The 23,506-nt window shown below is 45.2% G+C and carries 19 protein-coding genes; 10 read left to right on the top strand and 9 right to left on the bottom strand.

The window, feature by feature from the left end:
* Nucleotides 1–116: 116 nt before the first annotated feature.
* From GWR21_RS16980 to GWR21_RS16950, 7 genes are all read right to left on the bottom strand, one after another.
* Nucleotides 117–2,993, bottom strand: a complete 2,877-nt coding sequence (locus tag GWR21_RS16980; protein ID WP_162332904.1) for a TonB-dependent receptor — start codon at nt 2,991–2,993, stop codon at nt 117–119.
* Nucleotides 2,994–3,273: 280 nt separating this feature from the next.
* Complete coding sequence (locus tag GWR21_RS16975) at nt 3,274–3,924, bottom strand: lipoprotein signal peptidase (protein ID WP_162332903.1); 651 nt, start codon at nt 3,922–3,924, stop codon at nt 3,274–3,276.
* Nucleotides 3,925–3,977: 53 nt separating this feature from the next.
* Nucleotides 3,978–6,482: a bifunctional UDP-N-acetylmuramoyl-tripeptide:D-alanyl-D-alanine ligase/alanine racemase gene (locus GWR21_RS16970; protein WP_162332902.1), complete on the bottom strand. Its 2,505-nt coding sequence runs from the start codon at nt 6,480–6,482 to the stop codon at nt 3,978–3,980.
* A 381-nt stretch (nt 6,483–6,863) separates the two neighbouring features.
* Nucleotides 6,864–8,564, bottom strand: coding sequence for a gliding motility-associated ABC transporter substrate-binding protein GldG (gene gldG, locus GWR21_RS16965; RefSeq protein ID WP_162332901.1), 1,701 nt, complete (start codon nt 8,562–8,564; stop codon nt 6,864–6,866).
* Nucleotides 8,565–8,668: 104 nt separating this feature from the next.
* Nucleotides 8,669–9,403: a gliding motility-associated ABC transporter permease subunit GldF gene (gene gldF, locus GWR21_RS16960; protein WP_162332900.1), complete on the bottom strand. Its 735-nt coding sequence runs from the start codon at nt 9,401–9,403 to the stop codon at nt 8,669–8,671.
* Between the two features lie 256 nt (nt 9,404–9,659).
* Nucleotides 9,660–10,097: an iron-sulfur cluster assembly scaffold protein gene (locus GWR21_RS16955; protein ID WP_162332899.1), complete on the bottom strand. Its 438-nt coding sequence runs from the start codon at nt 10,095–10,097 to the stop codon at nt 9,660–9,662.
* Between the two features lie 50 nt (nt 10,098–10,147).
* On the bottom strand, nt 10,148–11,365 hold the full coding sequence (locus tag GWR21_RS16950) for an IscS subfamily cysteine desulfurase (protein WP_162332898.1): 1,218 nt from the start codon (nt 11,363–11,365) through the stop codon (nt 10,148–10,150).
* A gap of 143 nt (nt 11,366–11,508) precedes the next feature.
* On the opposite strand from GWR21_RS16950, the gene mce reads away from it, so the two are divergent.
* On the top strand, nt 11,509–11,907 hold the full coding sequence (mce, locus tag GWR21_RS16945) for a methylmalonyl-CoA epimerase (RefSeq protein WP_162332897.1): 399 nt from the start codon (nt 11,509–11,511) through the stop codon (nt 11,905–11,907).
* 797 nt (nt 11,908–12,704) lie between these two features.
* On the opposite strand, the gene GWR21_RS16940 is transcribed toward mce, so the two are convergent.
* Entirely contained in the window at nt 12,705–13,985 is a 1,281-nt protein-coding gene (locus GWR21_RS16940) for a UDP-N-acetylmuramoyl-tripeptide--D-alanyl-D-alanine ligase (protein ID WP_162332896.1), read from the bottom strand.
* 176 nt (nt 13,986–14,161) lie between these two features.
* Here GWR21_RS16940 and GWR21_RS16935 point away from each other — a divergent pair, with 176 nt between their 5' ends.
* The 7 genes from GWR21_RS16935 to GWR21_RS16905 all read left to right on the top strand — a co-directional run bounded on the left by GWR21_RS16935 (nt 14,162) and on the right by GWR21_RS16905 (nt 19,108).
* Nucleotides 14,162–14,539, top strand: a complete 378-nt coding sequence (locus tag GWR21_RS16935; RefSeq protein WP_162332895.1) for a hypothetical protein — start codon at nt 14,162–14,164, stop codon at nt 14,537–14,539.
* Nucleotides 14,540–14,567: 28 nt separating this feature from the next.
* Nucleotides 14,568–15,113, top strand: a complete 546-nt coding sequence (locus GWR21_RS16930) for a YceI family protein (protein ID WP_162332894.1) — start codon at nt 14,568–14,570, stop codon at nt 15,111–15,113.
* A gap of 27 nt (nt 15,114–15,140) precedes the next feature.
* On the top strand, nt 15,141–16,064 hold the full coding sequence (locus GWR21_RS16925) for a DUF5777 family beta-barrel protein (RefSeq protein ID WP_162332893.1): 924 nt from the start codon (nt 15,141–15,143) through the stop codon (nt 16,062–16,064).
* 81 nt (nt 16,065–16,145) lie between these two features.
* Nucleotides 16,146–16,472 (top strand): DUF4157 domain-containing protein, encoded by a 327-nt coding sequence (locus GWR21_RS16920; RefSeq protein ID WP_162332892.1) that lies wholly within the window; start codon nt 16,146–16,148, stop codon nt 16,470–16,472.
* Between the two features lie 146 nt (nt 16,473–16,618).
* Entirely contained in the window at nt 16,619–17,005 is a 387-nt protein-coding gene (gene apaG / locus GWR21_RS16915) for a Co2+/Mg2+ efflux protein ApaG (RefSeq protein ID WP_162332891.1), read from the top strand.
* 592 nt (nt 17,006–17,597) lie between these two features.
* Nucleotides 17,598–18,224, top strand: coding sequence for a class I SAM-dependent methyltransferase (locus GWR21_RS16910; protein ID WP_162332890.1), 627 nt, complete (start codon nt 17,598–17,600; stop codon nt 18,222–18,224).
* Nucleotides 18,224–19,108, top strand: coding sequence for an MBL fold metallo-hydrolase (locus GWR21_RS16905; protein WP_162332889.1), 885 nt, complete (start codon nt 18,224–18,226; stop codon nt 19,106–19,108). Before GWR21_RS16910 ends, GWR21_RS16905 begins: the two co-directional genes overlap by 1 nt.
* 666 nt (nt 19,109–19,774) lie before the next feature.
* On the opposite strand, the gene gldB is transcribed toward GWR21_RS16905, so the two are convergent.
* On the bottom strand, nt 19,775–20,824 hold the full coding sequence (gldB, locus tag GWR21_RS16900; protein ID WP_162332888.1) for a gliding motility lipoprotein GldB: 1,050 nt from the start codon (nt 20,822–20,824) through the stop codon (nt 19,775–19,777).
* A gap of 69 nt (nt 20,825–20,893) precedes the next feature.
* Here gldB and GWR21_RS16895 point away from each other — a divergent pair, with 69 nt between their 5' ends.
* Together GWR21_RS16895 and GWR21_RS16890 are read left to right on the top strand one after the other, a co-directional pair.
* On the top strand, nt 20,894–21,562 hold the full coding sequence (locus tag GWR21_RS16895; protein WP_162332887.1) for a porin family protein: 669 nt from the start codon (nt 20,894–20,896) through the stop codon (nt 21,560–21,562).
* 14 nt (nt 21,563–21,576) lie between these two features.
* Nucleotides 21,577–23,241, top strand: a complete 1,665-nt coding sequence (locus GWR21_RS16890) for an NAD+ synthase (RefSeq protein WP_162332886.1) — start codon at nt 21,577–21,579, stop codon at nt 23,239–23,241.
* Nucleotides 23,242–23,506 lie beyond the last annotated feature (265 nt).

The raw sequence follows: 23,506 nt of genomic DNA, 5'->3' as shown, positions 1-23,506 counted from the left end.
ATGAAAAAATACCAGGATGCGGGCAGAAACGGGCTATAAAATGTGCTGTTGGGGCAAAAAAGAGACCCGCCGGACAATCATTGGTGCCGGCGGGTCGCATTTACTATCTGTAATAATTACTTTTTCTTGAAAGGCAGGTCGTATGTGAACGCGATATAATACAAGCCTTTGATCGTCGGTCCGCCAACATACTGGAAGTATGCCGTATTAAAAATATTGGAGCCGCCCAGTTTAATAGAAGTATGGATCTTAGGTAATCCGTACGTCACCTGCGCATCTACTGTGCTGTACGCTGGTACGTCTCCGTTACCAAACAGGTTCTGCCAGTAGAATTTCTCCTGCCAGTGCCATACCACGTTGAAACCCAGGTGAGGTAATACCTGCCTGTTACCAAAACTTACATTGGTAAACCATTTAGGTGTATTGAAACCAGGGATGAGTGCATCATCTTTGGTCTTGTCCTGTGCCAGGGTATTATAGTTGGCGTTACCACTGATGGTGAAGCTTTTCAGGAAGTTGTAAGTTACACCGACTGCAAATCCGTAGTTCTGCACCGTGGATTTACTGTTGGTCCATACTCTGTAGCGGTTCTGGAACTGTTTATCATACATCTGGTTCAGCACTTCCTGTGTAGGATTATTCACATCACCCGTTTTTGGTACCGCTACTTCTACCTGACCAATGAAGTGTTTGTAAGTATTGTAATAACCATCTATGTCAATGAAGACCTTATTGTCAAACAGTACGCTCTTATAACCTACTTCGATAGACTGGATCTGTTCTGGTCTGATCGCCTCCAGGTTAGCTACTTTCAGCACGCTGGCATTCCTTACCTCTGCTTCTGCACGGCTCAGGGTGGGATCTGCGTTAGTCGCTTTATTGACTGCTGTTGTAAAAGCGGTAGCACTGGAGGTCAGGTAGGAGTTCCTGAAGTATCCCAGTCCTTCTTCAATGAATGCCAGCCCACCTACCCGTCTTACACCACCGTTATTTACGAATGAATAGGCTTCAAACAGTGAAGGGAAGCGGAATCCGTTTTGCCAGGACGCACGGATGTTGTGACGCTGATTAGGTGTAGTATATACGGCCGCTACGCGGGGATTGAATTTGCCGGCGAAGTACGCTGCCTTGTCGAAACGCACAGAGGCGGTAACTTTCAACTGATCGTGCAGAAATAACTTGCTACCCTGCACGAAACCTCCCGCTTTACCATACCAGATGTTCTTACCTCCGGGTGTATTACGCTTGTCTAATGGCTTCGTCAGATCAACAAAGTTGTTACCATCGGGAATGATCTCGTAAGTACGGTAATCCGCACCTACCAGTACATCCAGGAAGTGAATATATTTACGCAGGTTCCACGTACCTTCTGTATGATAGAAATGACTCATCTGCAGTAAGGCAGCGCCACCACTCTTGTTAGTGCTGTCTTTAGATACAGGGTAGATGTCCCAGTCATTGATACCTTTTATCTTAGCCAGCTGGGCATCAAAAGCTGCTGTACCAGGCGTCCAGCGGCCTTTGTCGGCTGCAGCGCGTGCAGCCCTGTGGGCTTCGGCTACATTACTGCCGGTGGCATCCAGCGCATTGTCCAGGGCTGCCTTATAGTCAGCCTGCCATTGCTTATCTGTTTTGAATGACTTTTCCAGGTTATCGGCCAGTGGGTTCATATTGTACGAGTCGCCGGTATTTTCCAGTGACATATAGGATCGCAGGGTGAAGTCCTCTCCTACTACCTCTATTTTATGGTTTTGCACTACGACGTTTTTCAGACCAATACGGTTACCGCGCTGAAAGAAACCGTCCATTTTACCAACACGGTAGGTGTAGGACGCTTCGATCTTCGGGGTAATCTTATAATGGAGCGCACCATCAAACTTGATGTTCTTTACTTTATAGTCACCCACCAGGTCTTTCTCCCAGTAACCGGTACGGGATACGTTGTATGATTTCCCGTTTTTGTCGGTGATGGGGAAGGTGCTCTGGTCAGCATATTTGTTCCATGCATCATTCGCGGTATTGTCAGCACCTACCAGTTGCGGGAAGTCCGGATTGGCTTTGGTACCGGGATTGAAGTCATTGTGACTGTCTGCATACCAGTCGGTACCTTCCATATAAGAGAAGTTCAGCTTAAATGCGAACTTGCTGTTAAGCGCCAGTGCATACCGGAAAGAACTTTCAGTGATCGGTTTCGGAGAGCTGCTGCCACCATCAAAGTGGTTGAGGGCTACTTTCTGGTATACGCTAAGCCCCTGGTATTGGAATGGGTTCTTAGTAATGAGATTTGACATACCATTCAGGGCGTTCATACCATACAGGGCGGATGAAGCGCCAGGTGTTACTTCAATGCTGAGAATATCCAGTTCGGTCGGGCCGATGGCATTACCCAGCGGTACACCCAGTGTAGCAGCCTGGTTATCCACACCATCTATCAGCTGCATGAAGCGGAAGTTGTTTGGTACGTTGAATCCACGGGTATTGAACACCTTGAACGTCAGACCAGCGGTCGTCATCTGTACACCTTTCAGGTTACCGATGGCATCATAGAAAGAGGCGGCAGGCGTTTCCTTTAACGCCTTCACATCCAGTTTCTCAATGGCAACAGGAGATTTGAGTAGTTTTTCCTGCTGACGGGAAGCTGAAACGACTACTTCGTTAACCAGCAGTGACTGTGTGATCAGCTGGAACTGCAAGCGGCTGTTGCTGTTTCTAACTTCAAATTCCTGTGGCTGGTATCCCAGCAGGCGCACTTCAAGTTTGAAGGGGAATTTGGTATTGGCAGTGATATCAAACCGTCCGGTACTGTCAGTGATGGCGCCGAAAGAGGTGCCTTTAATATGAACAGATGCGCCGGGAAGGGCTTCTCCCTTATCTCCGGTGATCTTTCCTCCGATGATATAGGAACCGTTCAGCTGTGCCTGGGCCAGGACAGGCAGTAACAGCACCAGCAGCCATAGGTATGTAATACGAATAGTGCGTCTTGTTGCGGACATAACTATATTTTATTGTATGTGAATTGGTCTTATAAGATGAATGACGGAACAGTGCCCGTTAGATATTGGTCTGGGGAAGAATGCAGGATGCTCAACAACATCGTATAAAAATGATCATTGTGTAATTTATTGATGGTAAATACTACGCTGGTGTTCTTTATTACTATTAGTCTATCGAAATTGTAGACAAATGTAATACGGCAATTCAATTTTTCAAAGGAACAGGCAAAAAAAAAGCGGTCCGCCTGAGACGGACCGCTTCTACAAATATATTTACAGTTTATTTGGTAGCTGCAACTGCTTCTTTTTCAGTGGCTTCTTTCGCAATGTGTTTATGGAAAAACCGTTTCTGGAATAACAGGATCGTGATCACACCTACAGAGATAGCTGCATCTGCGATATTAAATATCGGGTTGAAGAATACAAAATACTCCCCGCCTTTGAACGGTACCCAGGATGGCAGGTATCCGCGGTAAACAGGGAAATAGAGCATATCAACTACTTTTCCATGAAGGAAAGAGGCATAACCGCCGTTTTTAGGCAGGAAGGTCGCCACATCATAGAAGTTGGTCTCTGAGAATATCAGTCCATAGAACATACTGTCGATCAGGTTACCGGCTGCTCCAGCCAGTATCAGGGCGCCACAGATCAGCAAACCGGTGTGGTGCTGCTGTTTCACCAGTGTCTTCATGTACTTGAAACCTATTACTACAGCTGCGAGACGGAAGAGCGTCAGTATTACTTTACCCCACTCTCCTCCCAGTTCAAGACCATAGGCCATGCCGGGATTCTCAGTGAAGTGAATGCGGAACCAGTTAGGAAATATGATAAATTCCTGGCTAAAGTTCATGTGGGTTTTTATCCAGAATTTCAGTGCCTGGTCAAGCACGAGTACCAATGCAACAATCCAGATTACGTGACGATATTTCAAAGGTTTAAAATTTTATCAAAAATAATAATAATGTGCAAAATCGGTAATTCCGGTCATTCCTCGAAATATACGCGTTTTACCCGTTGCGAAATTCCTGTTAATATTTCATAAGGAATGGTATCTGCCCATGCGGCCACCTGTTGTACAGATAACTCATTACCAAAAACAATTACCTCATCTCCTTCTGTTACATCAGGAATATGGGTTACGTCCAGCATCAGCATGTCCATCGCCACAACACCTGCCACCGGGGCCAGTTGTCCGCGTACCAGCATCTTTCCTTTTCCATTACTCAGGCTCCGTGGATATCCGTCCGCATACCCGATGCGAACTGTCGCCGTTACGGACGGGCCTTTGGCTACCCATTTAGCACCATAACCTACCGTATCACCGGTATTCAGGTGTTTTACCTGTGCCACGGTTGTTTTCAGGGAACTGGCCGGCCGGAGCTGCTCCTGCATCTTCTCGGCGCTGTCTATACCATACATGCCAATACCCAGTCTTACCATATCCAGTTGAAGATCAGGATGACGTTCGATAGCTGCACTGTTGGCAATGTGTCTTATCACCGCATATCCAAGGGCTTTCTGCAGTTCATGGCTCATTTCGAAGAATGATTGACCCTGCTGCCGGGTAAAGGCATCCATCTCAGGATCTTCACTGGCTGCCAGATGGCTGAACACAGAATTTACCTTCAGGTAAATATTATCGCTCAGTGATCTGGCCAGTTCAGGAATATCTTTTTTCTCAAAGCCGAGCCTGTGCATACCTGTATCCAGTTTAATATGTACAGGGAAGGCCGTTTTACCAGCCAGCTGTACTTCTTCTTCAAACTGCTTTAACAGATAGAGGGAATATATTTCGGGTTCCAGGTTCCATTGCAGGATGGCATCAAAAGAGCTGGGTTCCGGATTCATAACCATGATAGGCATCGTAATACCGGCTCTTCTCAGCTCGACTCCTTCATCCGCATAAGCAACGGCTAAGTAATCTACACCATGGAACTGCAATAGATTTGCAATCTCAAAACTTCCGCTGCCATAAGAGAAAGCTTTGACCATTGCCATCAGTTTCGTACCGGGTTTCAGCAGCGACTGATAATGTTTGACATTATGGGTAACTGCCGTCAGGTTGATCTCCATAATGGTCTGGTGTACCTTCTGTTCCAACAGCTTCCCGATCCGCTCAAATTCGAATATACGGGCGCCTTTCAGGAGAATGGTCTCATGCTGGAAGTCCTGCTGGTTAAACTGCTGGATAAACTCTTCTGTGGTCAGGAAAAAGCTGCTCTTCAGGCCAGGCACCTGCTGAAAGCATTTCTTTTCCCTGGAGATATTTTTCCCGATACCGATCACCTTATTGATACCCTTCTGCTGCAGAAGGCTGGCTACTTCCTCATAAAGAGAGGCGTCGCTTTTGCCGCTTTGCAATATATCACTGAGAATGACAGTACGTGTTGGATGCTGTTGTTGCTGCTGCAGGAATTCCAGGGCAATGGTCAGTGAGCCGAGGTCGGAGTTGTAGCTGTCATTGATCACGGAGCAGTTATTGATGCCCTGTTTTAATTCCAGGCGCATGGCAATATTGCCCAGCTGGTCCATCCGCTGTTGAATGACGGACTGCTCCATACCCAGGTGTATCATAAGTGCCCAGCAGTGGATGGCATTCTCTACAGAGCCTTCGTCCACAAATGGGATAGTGATATGTATGGGAATGGTTTGATACAACGCGTCTATGCGGGAATGGTGCTCGTGTTTATCCACACTGATAACGCGGAGGTCGGCCTCTGTTTTACGGGACCATGAAAACAGCTGTAAGCCGGTATCGTGGCCGTCTTTCTTACCTACCAGGTTGTGGAAGTTAAGTACACATTCGTTAAGTGTGAGATAATCTTTACAGTAGATCAGCAGTTCGCTTTTGGAAAATAATACCAGCTTTTCGTTGATCTTCTGCCGGATATTAAGAAATCCCTCATTGTGTGCCTCACCAATGTTGGTAAAGATGCCAATAGTAGGACGAATGATCTTTTCAAGATGTTCCATTTCTCCGGGCTGGGAGATACCAGCTTCAAAAATGGCCAGCTGATGCTCTGCTTTCAGGGGCCAAACCGACAGGGGAACACCTATCTGTGAATTGTAGCTTTTAGGGCTACGAATAATGTTATAATCTTTTTCCAGTAACTGGTACAGCCATTCCTTTACGATTGTCTTACCGTTACTGCCCGTAATGCCGATCACGGGAATATGAAACTGTTGGCGGTGGTAGGCGACGAGTGCATGCAGGGCCTGCATGGTGTCCTTTACCTGTATAATGTTAGCCTTTGGATACTTTTCCTGTGGGATAGGTTCACTCACAATAAAATTGGAAACACCCTTTTCATACAGCTCAGGTATGTATTGGTGGGCGTTACGCCGGCTGCTTACCAGCGGTATGAAAACAGATGTTTCAGGAAAACTGAGTTTCCTGCTGTCCAGCAAAATGTGTTCGATCTCCGGATGACCCGTCTGCTGCAATAGTTCACCTTTCAGCACCTTGCTGATACTTTCTGCGTTGTACACGTGTGGTTAAATTTTGATGTGAAAAGCGTGTTTGCATTTCACTGCTTCTCTTAATGATTCCGGGTATACCGGTATTAATCTCTTATTTAAAAGTTGGCTCTTCTATTTCAGGGGTTCAAGTAGCCGCTTTTAAATGTATCGTTGGGCAAAGATATGTGGAATAGTCCATAGTCAATAGACTTCCGTCCATAGTTCTGCCCGGTTAAAGAATATCTGCCGGCCATTGTGGATAGCCTACAGCTGTGATTGTTATCCCTGTTTGTCATGTTCTTCCAACGCCGGGGAATGGAGGTCTATTGTCTATAAATCAATTATTTAAGACAAATAGCGAAGCGCTGTCATGACTCATCTGATAAAAACCAGGCTGGTAACGGAGAATGGTTATACTTCGTACTTTCTCTTCCTGATAAACAGGAAGATGGATGCGAACAATAAGATCAATCCGATGGGAACAACGAAACAAATAACCTGCCATTTGCTTTTCTCCTGTTTCACTTTTTCCGGATTCAGCAAACGCATAGTTAACTCTTTATTACGTGCATCCATGATACCTGCATTGTTGGTCAGGAATGCCAGGGAATTCAACAGGAATTCACGGTTGGCATATACCATAGACTGGTCGTAGAGGTTAACACCCATTTGCAGGGGGCCACTTTTCTGGGAAAAAGCATTGGTCACTACATCAGCATCACTTACGACGATCATTTTGTTGATCGAGTCGCTGTTATTTTTAAATGGCCGGCCCGATGCCTTCTGAATGGCCATCTGTGTATTTTCATCCAGACGGTTGCGGAACAGAGAGGTAAATTCTCCTTCCAGTAATACCGCTACCGGCAGGAATTTCTTATTGAAATCGCGTCGGTTAGGCTTTACGCGCAGACTGTTCCAGGTCACTTCTGTGGGCGAGCTTACACTCCGGCTGTTGCTGGAAGTGGTCAGCAGGACAGTTTTTTTGATATTCCCTCCTTTTACAGTATCGATAGAGCTGGCGAAATGACTCAGTACAAGATCCAGGTTCTTCACAATAGGATGCGCACCAGTAGGTGTCAGCAATGGGAAGTAAGGGAATGCCAGTGGCTGCATCTGGCCTGTACGGTCCACGACTTGTGGAACGAAGTCCGACTGCATATCCTGCACGAGATCCTGGTTGATACGCACGCCGTATCTGAACAGGATATCCTCGAGGTTGAGGTCTTTATCAAAGGCAACAAAGCTCTCCTGGTGGGCAAGACTGTCAATAGACGCGTTCAGTTCATCAATAAACCAGAGCACTTTCCCCCCATTCATCACATACTGGTCAATTTTCAGCTTGTCCTCATCACTGAACCGGGAAGCTGGTTTGGCAAATACGATCGCATCAAATTCTTTCGGTATGTAAGAGATGTATTGCAGGGTGAGCGTATCCAGTAGATAGCTGCTCTGCATCGAGGTTAGCAGGTCATAGACCTCTGCACCCAGTAACTCACCGTTACCGAGCATGTAACCTAATAGGGGTGGTTCTTTTTGCTGCAACTGGTAGATAGCGTTGGCAAACTGGTATTCCAGCAGCGACTCTGAACTGTTCATGGCCGCCTCAGGATTCAGTCCGCCCTGGTTTTTCAGCAGGTTGACCCCTACAGTTTTTGAACCGTAATGTACCAGTGCGCCCGGGAAGATCAGTTTTTCAGAATAGCCCTGGTTAGCATCTTCCTGTACCTGCATATTGAAAGGCATGATACCTTTTTCTACGAGGGATTGCTGGAAGGCCATGCGGGAAGAGTCCGGCAGCCCCTGACCAGGGTTCTGGAAAGAGAACTGGATGCGGTTGCCGCCATATTCTCTGAATTCTTCCAGTAATTCCTGACTGGACTGTGCCAGCTGACGGAAGCTGGCGGGATAATCGCCTTTCAGGAAAACTTCTATAGTAACCGTGCTGTCCAACCCGCGAAGCAGGTTTTTGGTCGCAGGAGTAAGTGTATATCTCTTTTCCGCTGTCAGATCCCAGCGGGTATGAAAATAAGCAGCCAGTATATTGATCCCCACCAGAACGCCCACTACAAGAATAGCCCGTTGTAAGTATTGTTTCCTTCTATTTATAGCCACAAAAGAGTATTTAAGTAAATAAGGAATTAAGAATTAGGAATGAGGAATAAGGGAAGCCGGCTTTTAAGGCAATTCCTGATTCCTGATTGCTAATTCCTAATTGGTTAGTCCCATATTCTGCGTTGCAGTGATAATCTTGTCAGATAAAGCATCAGACCAATAACACTCAGGAAGTAGATCACATCCCTGCTATCGACCACGCCACGGCTAATGGAGGTATAGTGAAACTTGATACCAGCCATGCGCAGATAATAGTCGGCGCTGCCACTAAATGCCGGCAGTTTGCTTAACGCATCAAAGCCATTATAGAATATGTAGCAGGTAAAAATTGCAATGAGAAAAGCCACTACTGCGTTGGTGGTCAGAGAGGAAGACCATACACCGATAGCAGTAAATACAGCTCCCAGCAGGAAGAGACCTATATAAGAACCGGCCATGCCACCATTATCCAGATGGGCAGGGTCGGCACTCAGTTGTCTGACTGCAATATAATAAACGACTGTGGGGATCAATGAGATCAGCACGACCAGTAGACCTGCGGCGAATTTACCTGTTACGATCTGTCCCCAGCTCAATGGTTTGGTACTTAACAGCTCCATGGTGCCGGTTTTAAACTCTTCCGCAAAACTGCGCATGGTAATAGCCGGAATGAGGAGCAGATAGATCATGGGAGCCAGCTCGAAAAGAGGATCGAGGTTGGCATATCCGTAATCAAGCAGGCTGGTATCGGGAAAAACGAATAGCAGCAGGCCATTGGCGAGCAGAAATAGGATGATGGCGACATATCCGGTTATGCTGCTGAAAAACTGATGTATTTCCTTTTTAAAGATTGCTAGCATAGTGAGACTGAAAGCACAAATATATATAATTAAAAATGATCAATTAGAGAATTGGAAATTAGTAATTAATAATTAGTAATACACAATGGAAGTTGTTAAAAAAAGAAAGTCTGATTCCGGAGAATCAGACTTTCCCTGCGCAGTGATGCGCAATATCCCAGTGAGGTGCTTTCCCAGCACTTCTGTTTGCATTCAGGTCATCATTCAACCTGGCACCCCATCCGGGGAGTGATGACATCTTTTCCAGGTATACCGCTTAATACTCTTCTTCTTCCAGCTCTTCCAGTTCTTCTTCCTCACTCAGCGGTCCCATACCATTCTTTTCTCTGTAATCATTGATAGCGGCTTTAACAGCATCTTCAATGAGAATGGTACAGTGAATCTTGGCTGGCGGGAGACTGAGGGCCTCTACGATGTTCATGTGATCGAGTTTCGCCGCTTCCTCGATTGTTTTCCCTTTCAACCATTCTGTAGTGATAGAGGTGGCTGCGATGGCTGCGCCGCATCCAAATGTCTTAAAGCGCGCATCCATAATAACATGCCTTTTCGGACTCACTTCAATCTGTATCCTTACTACCTCTATGTACTCCGGCACATGTATGAACCCTGTTCCTACCTGCGGACTGGACTTATCCAGTGTTCCTGCATTTCTGGGGTTATTGTAATAATCCAGAACTCTTTCAGCGTAAGCCATAAGCATAAGTATAAAAGATTTCACTAATTGTCCCCGATATGTTCACTGTATCAAAGACGGGACCACTCTATTGAGCTCATGTCCGCGCCTTCTTTAAACATTTCCCACAGCGGACTTATTTCCCTAAGTTTATTCACCGTTTCTGTAACGGTTTGAATGGCATAATCAATCTCTTCTTCGGTGGTGAAGCGTCCCAGTGCAAAACGGATGGATGAATGGGCCATATCGTCAGTAAGACCAAGGCCTTTCAACACGTAACTGGGTTCCGGAGAGGCGGAGGTACAGGCAGAACCGGATGACAGCGCAAGATGCTTATTGAAACCCATCATAAGGGCCTCTCCTTCCACATAACGGAAGGAAATGTTGGTGGCATGCGGTAAACGGTTGGTTTTTGATCCGTTGACAACGGTTTCTTCCAGCTGAAGTAATGCGTTTTCAAGTTTATCACGCAGTACTGACAGTCTTTGTCCTTCTGCTTCCATTTCCTGTTGGCATATTTCACAGGCCTTACCGAAAGCTACGATACCGGGTACATTGAGCGTACCGGAGCGCATCCCTCTTTCGTGTCCGCCACCGTCCATCTGGGCAGTGATTTTCACCCTGGGGGATTTGCGGCGTACATAAAGTGCGCCCACTCCTTTCGGTCCGTAAAGCTTATGAGCACTGAAAGCCGCAAGGTCAATACCATCGCGGTTGACATCCACCGGTACCTTACCGGCAGCCTGGGAAATATCGCTCATCATCAGTACACCATGCTTTTTAGCAACGGCGCTGATCTCTTTTATTGGATTAATGACACCGATTTCATTGTTGGCGTACATAATGGACACCAGGATGGTTTTTGATGTGATGGCCGCTTCCAGTTCTTTAAGATCAGGAAAGCCATCACTGTTCACCTTGAGATAAGTGATCTCCGCTCCCAGTTTTTCCAGGTGTTTGCAGGTGTCGAGTACTGCTTTATGCTCAATTTCAGTCGTAATGATATGGTTCCCCTTGTCAGCATACATCTCAAATACGCCCTTCATGGCAAGGTTATCGGCTTCTGTGGCCCCGGAAGTAAAGATGATCTCTTTAGGATCAGCACCTATCAGTGCTGCGACCTGTTCCCGGGCGAGATCGACGGCTGCTTCTGCTGCCCACCCGAATGAGTGGTTACGGCTGGAGGCGTTACCAAATGCTTCCGAAAAATAGGGAAGCATGGCTTCTACTACGCGCTGGTCACAGGGGGTAGTGGCATTATAGTCCAGGTAAACAGGCAACTTTAGCATATCTGTCGGTCTTTAATTATACGTGTCGATTCCTTTAATACAAATTTAATGCTTAATTGCTTTGGTTCCCTACCACGATCATTGTAAGAAATGATAACTCCATAGAGAACAATTATTTCTACCATAAAATATTAAATTGCTGTATGCTGAAAGTTGAACATATCGGAATAGCCGTTAAATCCCTGGACACCTCCATTCCCTTATTCAGGAGGCTTCTGAACAGTGATTGCTATAAAAAAGAACACGTTGAAAGTGAGTCCGTACAAACCGCTTTTTTCCGGCAGGGAGAAACTAAAATTGAGTTGCTGGAAGCAACCAGTCCCGACAGTACTATTGCCAAATTTGTGGACAAAAAGGGTGAGGGCATGCATCATATCGCATTCGAAGTTGCTGATATATATGCGGAAATGAAAAGACTCACTGACGAGGGATTTGTTTTATTGCAAACTGAACCAAAACGAGGAGCAGATAATAAACTGGTTTGTTTTCTGCACCCGAAGGGCACGAATGGCTTACTGGTGGAGCTTTGCCAGGAAATCTGATTTTTTTTCAAATAATGAAATCCGGAAGATTAAAGTGTTCGTACATATATTTCAGACACAGGTAGTCAGACACGTTAGGAGGAAAAACTAAATCAGAATAACTAAAGGTTTTAAACAAAAAGATGCACGAGTTGTTGATGTTAAGAGCGCGGAAGTGATCTCAAGTGTATTAGCAGCAATATGATATACCTTATATTATCTTATTAACTCAAGCTTTACCCTGAACAATTGCCCGTAACTCCGTTAGATTATGCCTTGTTGGAAAGAATTAACGCCAATGTTCTCATATGCCTTGTAAAAACTAATTCATCACTATTATTATCATTACACATATACATATAATCACAAAAGACGTAACTGATAAAACTTCTTTATAAGATACTCTAAAGTTGGCATAGGTTATGAACACCTGCGGGCTTTCCAGCTTGCAGGTCTCTTTTTTTATATATAAAGTTGACTAAGGTTATTGAGAAGGTAATCTTTAGAACGTGATATTTTCCGGCATAGTATATGGCTGCTTGAATTTTATTTTATACTAACATCTAAGCAGATCGCTGCTACCTTTTCCTACCTGTAAAAAGAATAGTGATATTAGCCTACAATCTCCTGTCAGACTATGTTTCATGGTTGATTGTACTTATACCGTGTGCCTGTATTGAATAGTTCATACCTACCGTATTTACATGTTTTTTTATTCTACAATTATTTATATTTATCTGATGCATTAAAATATAAATGACAAGAGGCGCCTTGAGGCGCCTCTTGTCATTTATGCCAGTAGCTATTTCTTTACAGTATTATGAGATCACCTTCTCCATACCTATACTTCTCGATCCTTTGATCAGCAAATATGTATTGGTGAATCCCTGTTGCTGTAACCAGGTGGTCGCAGCCGCAGCATTTTCAAGATAGATATAAGGGTGCGTTGTTTTGATAAAGTCCCCTCCTACCAGTACTACAGCATGCCAGTGTGTACGTTGCAGCTGATCTACCAGTGCCTGATGTTCCTTTACACTGTCAGTGCCCAGTTCCATCATGCCACCCAATAACAGTACTTTTTTCTCGGCAACAATACCTGCGAAATTTTCAATCGCGGCCTTCATACTGGAAGGGTTCGCATTGTACGCATCCATAATGATGGTGTTACTGCCCTGTTTGATGACCTGTGAACGGTTATTTGATGGTGTATAGGATGCAATGGCATTCTTTATTTTCTCAGCAGGTACACCGAAGTGCAGTCCAACGGCGACAGCCGCCATCACATTAGGGAAATTGTAAGCGCCTACCAGCTGACTATCGATCTGTCCGATCGCCTCATTGCTGGTTACTTTGACGCTGAGCAGGGCACTGTCTGCCAGTGGCTGGCCAATATAGTCTGCCGCAGATGAACCGTAAGTGATCACAGTCGGAATACCTTTACTCATCTCCGTTAAGTATGGGTACTCATTGCATAAAAATACTGTCCCGTTATTATTGCGCAGAAAATCGTACAGCTCTCCCTTAGCCCGGCGTACACCTTCCGGACCGCCGAAGCCTTCCAGGTGTGCCTTTCCGATGTTAGTGATGATGCCATGTGTAGGTAGGGCCACCTTACAATATGCTTCAATTTCATGCTGGTGATTAGCCCCCATTTCAATGACCGCGATCTCAGCATCAGCAGGTATGCGTAATATCGTCAGCGGAACGCCTATATGATTGTTCAGGTTACCAATAGTGGCAGTAGTTTTGAATGTGGTGGCAAGCACCGTACTGATAAGTTCTTTCGTAGTTGTTTTACCGTTAGAACCGGTAATGCCCAGGAAGGGAATATTCAGCTGTTTCCTGTGATGAAGTGCCAGCTGCTGCAATGTTTGTAGCACATCTTCTGTCAGCATCATTTTATCCGGTTGCGTATAATAGGCGGCTTCATCCACAACTGCAAAAGCTGCTCCCTTTTCAAGTGCGGCTGCTGCATAGGTGTTCCCGTTGAAATTAGGGCCTTTCAGTGCGAAGAATATATCGCCTGCTTTGAGTTGCCTGGTATCTGTCTGGACAGAAGGGTACTGCCGGTATATGTCGTAAAGCTGATCAATGTTCATAATAACAAAAATATTAAAATTCATCAGATAGTGCGTCAGTAGCCTTACTCCTTTGATTACTTAAATGAACAGTACTATGGACTCTCAATTATAAAATATATTTTTGTTTTACGCGTTAAAACAAATAACCATTCAAAGACCCGGCCGGATAAGTCCGCCCTTAAATCGAAAGTGAAATGAAAAAACCTATGAGAACCGCGCTGCTTCCCATGCTGCTTATGCTTTTCGTGTACAGTTGTACGGCCGAACAGGCGCCCGCACCGGAACCAGGTATTCCACCAACTGCCTGCGATACCGCTGTAATTACATCCGCCTACATTATGACCACTATTTCGACCAGATGTACGAATGGCGCATGTCATAAAGGAACCGGCAACTTTGTAGTATCAGATTTTTCGACATTGGAAAAGCTGAAGACCTACCTCAACGCGAATGAAGCACTGTTCAGGGAACGCGTTACCAGCGCTAACGCAGACATGCCTCCCCGGGGTGCACTCAGTCAGGGTACCCGCGATTCTATTGACTGCTGGCTTAACCATGGAATGCCAGAATGATAACCCATTCTTAAAAAAACAGTTTACAATGAAACAAATGATTGTTTTGCTTGCAGGACTATTGCTTGCACATGCCGGATTCGCACAGGACGTATTTATGTGCCGCAACACCGGACTATCCTTCTTTTCGGCCACACCTGTAGAGGATATAGATGCTACTTCTGATAAAGGAACATCCGCTATTAACCTGAAGACAGGAGAACTCTATTTCAAAGTGGCAGTTAATACCTTTAAATTCAAGAAACAGCTCATGGAAGAGCATTTTAATGAAAACTATCTCGAGAGTGATAAATACCCCTATGCTGTATTTAAAGGCAAACTGGTATCACCTCCTGACCTTCACAAGGATGGAACCTACGAGGTAGCTGTAGATGGCGTATTGTCCATGCATGGCGTGGATAAGAACTACCGCGAAAAAGCTACGATCACGGTAAAGGATGGGAAACCCACTGCCAATGCCAAATTCAATGTGAAACTGGCTGATCATCATATCAAGATACCTACCCTGGTTATCAAAAACATCGCAGAAGTAGTAGAAGTAACTGTAAAAGCGACCTATACTGCTGCGTCCTGATAAAACATTAATCATCTGTCGGAACCTATGAAGCATATTTATCTGCTATTGCTCGGCTGCTGCCTGGTATTAAACACTTTTGCCCAGGAAAGCCTGGAGGCACTTATGGAGAAAGAGGAAGTGAAAACACATGAACCTGTGATCGCTACCTACAAATCAACCCGTATCATACAGGGGCATTCACCGGAGACACTGAAGAAGCGTGAGCTGGATTTTAGAGTAGCCCATCACTTTGGCGATCTGGGCGGTGAGTTCGGTGGCCCGAAAACCTTCTTCGGAATGGACAATTCTGCCGATATCCGTATCGCTTTTGAGTACGGTATTACCGATCGTCTGATGGTCGGTATCGGTCGTACAAAAGGTTCCGGTAATCTCACCCAGCTGTATGAAGGGCTGGCAAAATACAGGCTGTTGCAGCAAACCACCGATGACCACATACCTTTGACCGTGTCACTGTTTGGTAATGCCGTAGTGAGTGGTATGACGTCTAGTGAAACCGAATCTGATGCCAGCTATTTTGGCAGATTTTCAGACCGCATGTCCTATACAGGGCAGGTGATCATTGCCCGTAAATTTAGTCGTAGTCTGTCCCTGACATTACTCCCTACATTGGTACACAGGAACAGGGTTGGCTATATGGATCAGAATGACATCTTTGCACTGGGTGCTGGTGGGAGACTGAAATTTACCAAGCGGCTGGGATTACTGGTAGAGTACTACTACCCATTCCGTAGCCAGGAAAGCAAGGACTACTTCAAAGCCCAGGGACGTGAGCTGTATAATCCGCTGGCAGTAGGTCTGGAGCTGGAGACTGGCGGTCACGTGTTCCATATCACCTTTGGTAACTCCACCGCTATTCTGGAAAACCAGTTTATTCCGGAAACGAGATCTTCCTGGCTGCAGGGCCAGTTCCGTTGGGGTTTCAATATCTCCCGTAGATTCTCATTATAACAACAGGATGGCGAATTGTGTATGAACAAAATGAATGGTGGTGCTGCACAATTCGTCATCCTGAATTTGTATTTTTAAGTAATGAAACCCGTGACCTGTTACATAAAAGAGCGATCATTACTGGCCCGCCTGGCCGCCCGTTACATGGGTGGCAGTCAGATCGCTATGGTAATAGGAAAGACAATTCACCTGCATGGGACCAGTCGCGAGGATTTCCTACGGCATAAATGGTGGGTCAGGCATGAAATATGCCATGTAATGCAATACAGAGAATTAGGGTTGGTGCCTTTCCTGTGGAAGTATCTTTGGGAATGTGCCAGGGTGGGCTACCATGCAAACCGGTTTGAAGTAGAGGCCAGGGCAGCAGAACGGGACGCTGCAATTATGGACGGAGTTGTTATAGTATAACCTGTTAATTGTCAATGGGATTTTTAATCCAGGCACCGACAGGTGCTACTTCTAAAGGAAAAGTTAAAGTCTTTACTGATATATAATTTTTAGTACTACTGGATTTATTTTGCTTATTTTTACGTTAAACGAAACGGAGGTGTAATATGGTAAAGAAAGTAACAGACGGCATTACCATCAGTGTAGAGACATTTTATCAACCGGATTATTCTAATCCGATTGGTAGTGAATTTATGTTCGCCTACCGGATCACCATTGAGAATAATAATACTTTCCCCATAAAATTGCTTCGCCGCCATTGGTATATCATTGATTCCAACGGTACCCACCGCGAAGTAGAAGGAGAGGGAGTAGTAGGCGTACAGCCACTACTGGCTCCATCTGAAAGCTACCAATATGTTTCAGGTTCTAATCTGCGTACCGAGATCGGCAAAATGTACGGCTCCTACCAGATGGAAAATCAGCTGAATAAGAAACAGTTTGAGGTCAAAATTCCTGAATTTCAGATGGTTGTTCCCTTTAAGCTAAATTGATTTACGTTTACCGGTATGTTTCCTACATGATTTATCCCCCTGTAGTGGGTATATACGGTTACTATACCTCAACCTGTCTTAGGTTGGATAGCCGTTCTGGTGGCAGGAACAAAGGCGTGATCCCACAGGATTGGGCCGAGATCGGTTTTTATTGCCCACCATTGAGTTATCAGGTATATGATTAGCTTTCACAGGTAAATTGAATCCTGAACCCGGATGTAAAACGGCGAAGTCCTCCTGTATTGAGATAGTAGTAAGACATTTGCATTCACCTATGTTTGAGGTAGTTTTCTCAAACATCCTCAAGTATAGCCCCAGTTCCTAAGTTGAACCGCCTATATCCGGCGTATACATGATAAAAACGGCTTATGACGCCAAGTCGCCCATTCGTGACGCCAAACCGACAGCTCGTCTACTTTGTTTTAAACCGCATTAAAATCCTTGCTAATATTGTATAGTCAATATTAGCCAAAGATGGGCCCATAGCGGGAGAGGATGCCTCTTGTTATGCCTGCCGGCAGTTGACAATAGTCGAATTTATTTGTTAATCCGGTACGGACCGGCTGATTATTCAACACCAAAAAAATAAACGATGGACACCAAACAAGCCTATAACCTCTGGGCCTCACAATATGACACTAATGACAATAAAACGCGTGACCTGGAAGCCCATGCACTCCGTCTTGCCTTGGCAGATATCACCTTTAAAACCTGCCTTGAAATAGGTTGTGGTACTGGTAAGAATACTTTGTGGTTCCAGGAAAGAGCTGATTACATTACGGCTATCGACCAGTCAGAGGGAATGATGGCTAAGGCAAAGGAAAAGATCTCTTCCGGCAGGGTATTGTTCAAGCAGGCTGATATCACCAAAGAATGGCAGTTTCAGGACGGTTTATATGACCTGGTCAGTTTTAGTCTTGTGCTGGAACACATTGATGACCTGGACCATATTTTCCGGGAAGTAGCTAAATCACTGCATCCGGGAGGCCGTGTATACATTGGTGAATTACACCCTTTCAAGCAATATGCAGGTACGAAAGCCCGGTTTGATACGGAAGCTGGCACGGAAGTACTCGAGTGTTTTAATCATCATATCTCTGACTTTATCCGGCCTGCAAAGAAGTATGGTCTGGTGGTAGAAGATATCAATGAATATTTTGACGATAACGACAGGAACAGTATCCCCAGGATACTCACTATTATTTTGAAGAAAGTCTAATGGAATTAACAATTACAGGCTACTCTACTGCCTTGTTTTCTACGTGGTATTTTGTAGAGGAGCTGGGACTGCTCCTCGATGCAGGCGATGGTCTCATGTCAGCGCTGTTGCAGAAAAGCAGAAAGATCAATCATGTTTTTATTTCTCATGCTGACAGAGATCATCTGACGGGCCTGTTACAGTTTAATCAGCTCAATGCAAGAGAAGGATATCCGGTGATACATTATCCGAAGGATTGCCGCTCATTTCCTTATATGCAGGAATTCTTTTCCCGCTTCGATCCCTATGCTGTCGGTACTCAATGGAGGCCGGTGACAGCAGGTGACGAGCTTCGTGTGAAGGATGATATAGTGGTAGTGCCCGTGCGGAACGGCCATGTACCTGCACCGCCGGAGGTGATGCGGAGTCTGAGTTTCAAGGTGTATCAGACAAAGAGAAAATTACGTCCTGAGCTGGCGCATCTTTCAGGTGAAGAGATCCGTAAAATAGGGATGGAGAAAGGAAAAGAAGCTACTACGATGGAAGTGAGAACTAATATTCTCTCTTACTCCGGAGACACTCCTGTTGATGATCTGCATAGATGGGAGGATACGAAAATTCTTATTCACGAAGCAACATTCCTGGAGAGAGAAGAAGAGATCAAAGTGCACGCACACAAGAACAAACATAGTCGCCTTGATGAAGTAATTGAAATGGTGAGTGGAAGTAATATCGAGAAGCTCATATTAGGACACTTCTCTTCGAGGTACAATGCAGAACAGATTGATGCCGCTATCAGTCAATTGTGCGAACGGTATGCGCTGAATATACCGGTGTACAGCATATTGCCAGGGGAAACGGTCGTGGATGTATTGGGCGGAGAAAGTGTAAATGGCCAGAAATAATTTTTTACCTAAATGATTTTTATTCAGGAAAATCACTCTATCTTTGTTTGCATGAAAACAAACAAGTCATATAGTAATTCGTGGTCATGGTGTCCTAAAGATGCCAGTCGGATTGCTGTGTGATGTCTATATAAAGACATGTAAGCCCGATTGGTATACCAATCGGGCTTTTTTATTTTCTGCTGGTTTCATCTAACGGTAAGATGGCGGCTTCCAACCCCGTTCATTAAGGTTCGAATCCTTAGACCAGTGCGGGTTTTAGCGTGTTGGTACGTGTGGCGGATTTTTACTTCACTGGCTTCATCTAATGGTAAGATGACAGTTTCCAAATTGTTCATTGAGGTTCGAATCCTTGAGTCAGTGCTATTATTTCGTGTACTTGTACACGTTAGCGTATTATTTTGTATACTGGTTTCATCTAATGGTAAGATGACAGTCTCCAAAACTGTTCATTAAGGTTCGAATCCTTAAATCAGTGCTTTTTTCGTTTAATTATTTACGTTAGTACATTAGCGTGTATACTGGTTTCATCTAATGGTAAGATGATAGTCTCCAAAACTGTTCATTAGGGATCGAATCCTTAAACCAGTGCAGTAGCAGATAGAAGGAAAATAAAAAAGGTGTTCCCCCGGAAAGAGTAACACCTTTTCAGATAGTTTGCGGCGTTTATTTCGGTCTGTATTTCGACTGTGAGAATATCTTCATCGCATCTTTTTCTTCCATCAGGTTTTGAAGGGTAACCTCCGGATGGTGTTCCATGTATTCTTTTACAATTCTCCATCCTACAAACGGGCCGATTCTACCAGGAGCGTTTTCAGGCATTCCCTGTGTGGACGGGCCATCATTCATGAAGCGCATATTACCCTGCCAGTCGGTTTTATACAAGAGGTTCTGTTGTACAAAATATTGCCAGATCAGTACTTCATTATCCGCGCACCATTCCATCTGGGCTTTGGTGTAACCAAAGCGGATGCTATCTGGTGTTTCAGGCAGTACCTGCTCCAGGAAATATTGCTGTCTGCCGGCTTTTACAAGCTGTATCACCAGCTGATCACTCGCTTCTGCGCCCGGATAGGCCTGTTGGGCCAGTGCCTGAATAGCGTTGGTAACAATATATTCGGGCGCAAACTTGCGGATCATGTAAACCGGATAGTCAGGCAGGATACCATATATCGGGAAATCTTTTCCCAGGTACATATCCAGGCCTATGCCTAATACGGAGTCGACCGTTACAGCCCCATAATTACTGATAACAGAGCTGAAAGCAACGACTTTTCCCGGGATGCTGAAGGAAGGGATGTAATGTTTGATATAGCGGAAGCTTTGGGCCAGCTCCTTTTCAAGTGCATCAACCTTCGGGAAGTGGGCATTGATGGAGTCCTGCAACATGCGGAAATCAGGGTTGCTGACCAGCATCCTTGTCTGCAGCTGGATCATACGACTACTGTCAGAATAGGGACCGAAGTTCATCACATGCTCCATATAGGCAGGTAGGAACATGGGATAAGCCTTATCCAGTTGCTGTAATGCTGGCTGTATATTATTGGTATCCAGCTGGAAAAGTGCCTGGTCAAACCGCTCAATCTTTACATTCATGGCAATATGACTGACGTCCGGCACGTTTTTGTGCTTGCAGGCGGAAAGACCGGAGGTAAGGATGAGCACGAATAATATCCACTGAGTGCTACTGAATAATTTATTACTGTATTTTTGCATACTATACTATCTAACTTACAGACAGGTAAAAATATTATATAGCCTGTATTAAAAAAAAGATAAAATTATATGAGGAAGGTTATTTTAACGGCATTTTTGTTTGGATCAGCATTGGTAGCGAACGCACAGGACGGAAAGAAGGTTCGTCTGGGCTTTAAACTGGATCCTACCATTTTCTGGTTACAACCCCAGGAATCTGGCGTAGAACGTAATTCATCCCGTTTTGGTGTCAGCTTCGGTCTGATGACAGACTTCCTCCTGGATGAAGACGGCCGTTATGCCATTGCTTCCGGTTTACAGATCTCTACTGCAGGGAGTACCCTGAAGTATGAGGCTGGTAAAGGGCTGGACGCATATAAACAGGCGCCAACAGAATACAAGCTGAAAACTACCTATGTAGAGGTGCCTTTCGCCCTGAAACTGAAAACTGATGTGGAAAACGTTGCTGCCTTCTGGGGCCAGTTCGGTACTTACCTGGGTGTGCCTGTACGTAGCCGCGCAAATGTAGTAGGTCTGAATGTGAACGAAGATAAAGTGAACGTATTGCGTAATATTATGCCAGTTAATATTGGTTTACAGGTTGGCGCGGGAGTTGAGTATCCTTTAGGTGATAAACTTACTGGTCTGGTTGGCCTGACCTACCGTAACGGGTTCATCGATGCTACCCGCAATGGAAAATGGGATGACGGTAAAGTAAATATGAATAGCTTTGCCTTAAACCTGGGATTATTCTTTTAAAAAGACGTTTGTAGATGAAAATTATACTTGCTCAACAGAACTATCACATCGGGAATTTTGAACTGAATACACAGAAAATACTGGAAGGCATCAAAGCTGCAGAAGCGCAGGGTGCTGATCTGGTTGTATTTACTGAGTTATGCGTGTGTGGCTACCCGCCCAGGGATTTTCTGGAGTTTGATGATTTCATCCAACAGTCCTATGCTGCTATCGACAAGATAAAAGCACATACCGCCAATATAGCGGTACTGGTAGGCGCTCCTGCCCGCAACCCGCAACCGGAAGGTAAAGATCTGTTCAATGCTGCCTGGTTCCTGCATGAGGGTGAGGTAAAGCAGGTCATTCACAAGACCCTGCTACCGACGTACGACGTATTCGATGAATATCGTTATTTCGAACCTGGCTATGCCTGGAACGTAGTGCCGTTCAAAGGAAAGAAACTGGCAGTGACCATTTGTGAAGATATCTGGAACCTGGGAGATAATCCCCTGTACAGGATCTGCCCGATGGACCAGCTAATGGAACAGCAACCGGACGTAATGATCAACCTGTCAGCTTCTCCGTTTGACTATAACCATGCGCAGGACCGTAAAAAGATCATCCGGGAGAACGTACGTAAGTACGGCATCCCGATGTATTACTGTAATGCAGTCGGTTCCCAGACCGAGATCGTTTTTGACGGAGGATCAGTCATCTTTGACGCGCACGGTAATATCATAAAAGAGCTGCCTTATTTCGAGGAAGCGATCGGCGGATATGATCTGGAAACCTTATTACAGTCTGATCAGCCGGCCCCGCCAGTTGATTATATTCCCGTAGATGAGCTGAAGCCGGACTACAACATTGACCGCATTTACCAGGCTATCATCATCGGTATTAAGGATTATTTTCAGAAGATGGGCTTCACCAAAGCCATCCTCGGTTCTTCCGGAGGAATAGACAGCGCAGTTACCCTGGCATTGGCAGTAGAAGCGCTCGGTAAGGAGAATGTGAGAGCAATACTGATGCCTTCTCCCTATTCTACTGAACATTCTGTAGACGATGCCGTTGCCTTGTCTAAAAATCTGGACAATCCATACGATATCATTCGGATTAATGATATCTATGAGACTTTCCTGCAGACGCTGCAACCGCATTTTGAAGGCCGGCCGTTCAATGTAGCGGAAGAAAACACGCAGTCACGTATCCGGGGTAACCTGCTGATGGGGCTATCCAATAAGTTCGGGTATATCCTCCTGAATACGTCTAATAAGAGCGAGTTGTCTACCGGTTATGGTACGCTTTACGGAGATATGGCCGGCGGACTGGCCGTACTCGGTGATGTGTATAAAATGCAGGTCTATGCGTTGGCAAGGTATATTAACCGTGATAAGGAGATCATTCCGCACAATATCATTGATAAGGCGCCTTCCGCAGAGTTGCGTCCGAATCAGAAGGATAGCGACAGTCTGCCGGATTATGCAGTGCTCGACAGTATCCTCTATCAGTACATAGAGCGTCGTCAGGGACCTAAGGAGATTATTGCCCAGGGCTTTGATGCGGCGCTGGTCACCCGTACACTCAAACTTGTTAATACAAATGAGTATAAACGGAACCAGTTCTGCCCTATCATCCGTGTATCGTCAAAGGCATTCGGTGTGGGCAGAAGAGTACCGATCGTAGGGAAATATCTTTCTTAATTGGGAATTGGGAATCAGGAAGTCTGAGTACTTAACAGTCCTGAACTGCATCATGCGGCATTAGGCGGGCAAGGCCGGGATCATCCGCTGAACTAACTATAGGATGTTCCTGGTAAACCGGTTGTGACGCGTTATTTAAGCACGATACATACTGCTTTAGTGGAAAATGTTCACCCATAGGCAATCCCTTGGGTCACAATTCGTAATTCCTAATTCTTAATTCCTAATTCACTGTTATATTTGCTGAAATTTAATAAATCGTAAA

Origin of the sequence: Chitinophaga agri (genome assembly GCF_010093065.1) — a bacterium.
GTDB classification, from domain to species: Bacteria; Bacteroidota; Bacteroidia; order Chitinophagales; family Chitinophagaceae; genus Chitinophaga; species Chitinophaga agri.
The sequence above is the reverse complement of the archived record's forward strand: the minus strand, read 5'-3'. Positions and strand labels throughout refer to the sequence as shown.

What these genes read in the sequence shown, in the direction of transcription:
- GWR21_RS16980 (WP_162332904.1), bottom strand. Translation starts at nt 2,993, where the DNA reads ATGTCCGCAACAAGACGCACTATTCGTATTACATACCTATGGCTGCTG.
- gldF (WP_162332900.1), bottom strand. Translation starts at nt 9,403, where the DNA reads ATGCTAGCAATCTTTAAAAAGGAAATACATCAGTTTTTCAGCAGCATA.
- GWR21_RS16955 (WP_162332899.1), bottom strand. Translation starts at nt 10,097, where the DNA reads ATGGCTTACGCTGAAAGAGTTCTGGATTATTACAATAACCCCAGAAAT.
- GWR21_RS16950 (WP_162332898.1), bottom strand. Translation starts at nt 11,365, where the DNA reads ATGCTAAAGTTGCCTGTTTACCTGGACTATAATGCCACTACCCCCTGT.
- mce (WP_162332897.1), top strand. Translation starts at nt 11,509, where the DNA reads ATGCTGAAAGTTGAACATATCGGAATAGCCGTTAAATCCCTGGACACC.
- GWR21_RS16940 (WP_162332896.1), bottom strand. Translation starts at nt 13,985, where the DNA reads ATGAACATTGATCAGCTTTACGACATATACCGGCAGTACCCTTCTGTC.
- GWR21_RS16935 (WP_162332895.1), top strand. Translation starts at nt 14,162, where the DNA reads ATGAAAAAACCTATGAGAACCGCGCTGCTTCCCATGCTGCTTATGCTT.
- GWR21_RS16930 (WP_162332894.1), top strand. Translation starts at nt 14,568, where the DNA reads ATGAAACAAATGATTGTTTTGCTTGCAGGACTATTGCTTGCACATGCC.
- GWR21_RS16925 (WP_162332893.1), top strand. Translation starts at nt 15,141, where the DNA reads ATGAAGCATATTTATCTGCTATTGCTCGGCTGCTGCCTGGTATTAAAC.
- GWR21_RS16920 (WP_162332892.1), top strand. Translation starts at nt 16,146, where the DNA reads ATGAAACCCGTGACCTGTTACATAAAAGAGCGATCATTACTGGCCCGC.
- apaG (WP_162332891.1), top strand. Translation starts at nt 16,619, where the DNA reads ATGGTAAAGAAAGTAACAGACGGCATTACCATCAGTGTAGAGACATTT.
- GWR21_RS16910 (WP_162332890.1), top strand. Translation starts at nt 17,598, where the DNA reads ATGGACACCAAACAAGCCTATAACCTCTGGGCCTCACAATATGACACT.
- GWR21_RS16905 (WP_162332889.1), top strand. Translation starts at nt 18,224, where the DNA reads ATGGAATTAACAATTACAGGCTACTCTACTGCCTTGTTTTCTACGTGG.
- gldB (WP_162332888.1), bottom strand. Translation starts at nt 20,824, where the DNA reads ATGCAAAAATACAGTAATAAATTATTCAGTAGCACTCAGTGGATATTA.
- GWR21_RS16895 (WP_162332887.1), top strand. Translation starts at nt 20,894, where the DNA reads ATGAGGAAGGTTATTTTAACGGCATTTTTGTTTGGATCAGCATTGGTA.
- GWR21_RS16890 (WP_162332886.1), top strand. Translation starts at nt 21,577, where the DNA reads ATGAAAATTATACTTGCTCAACAGAACTATCACATCGGGAATTTTGAA.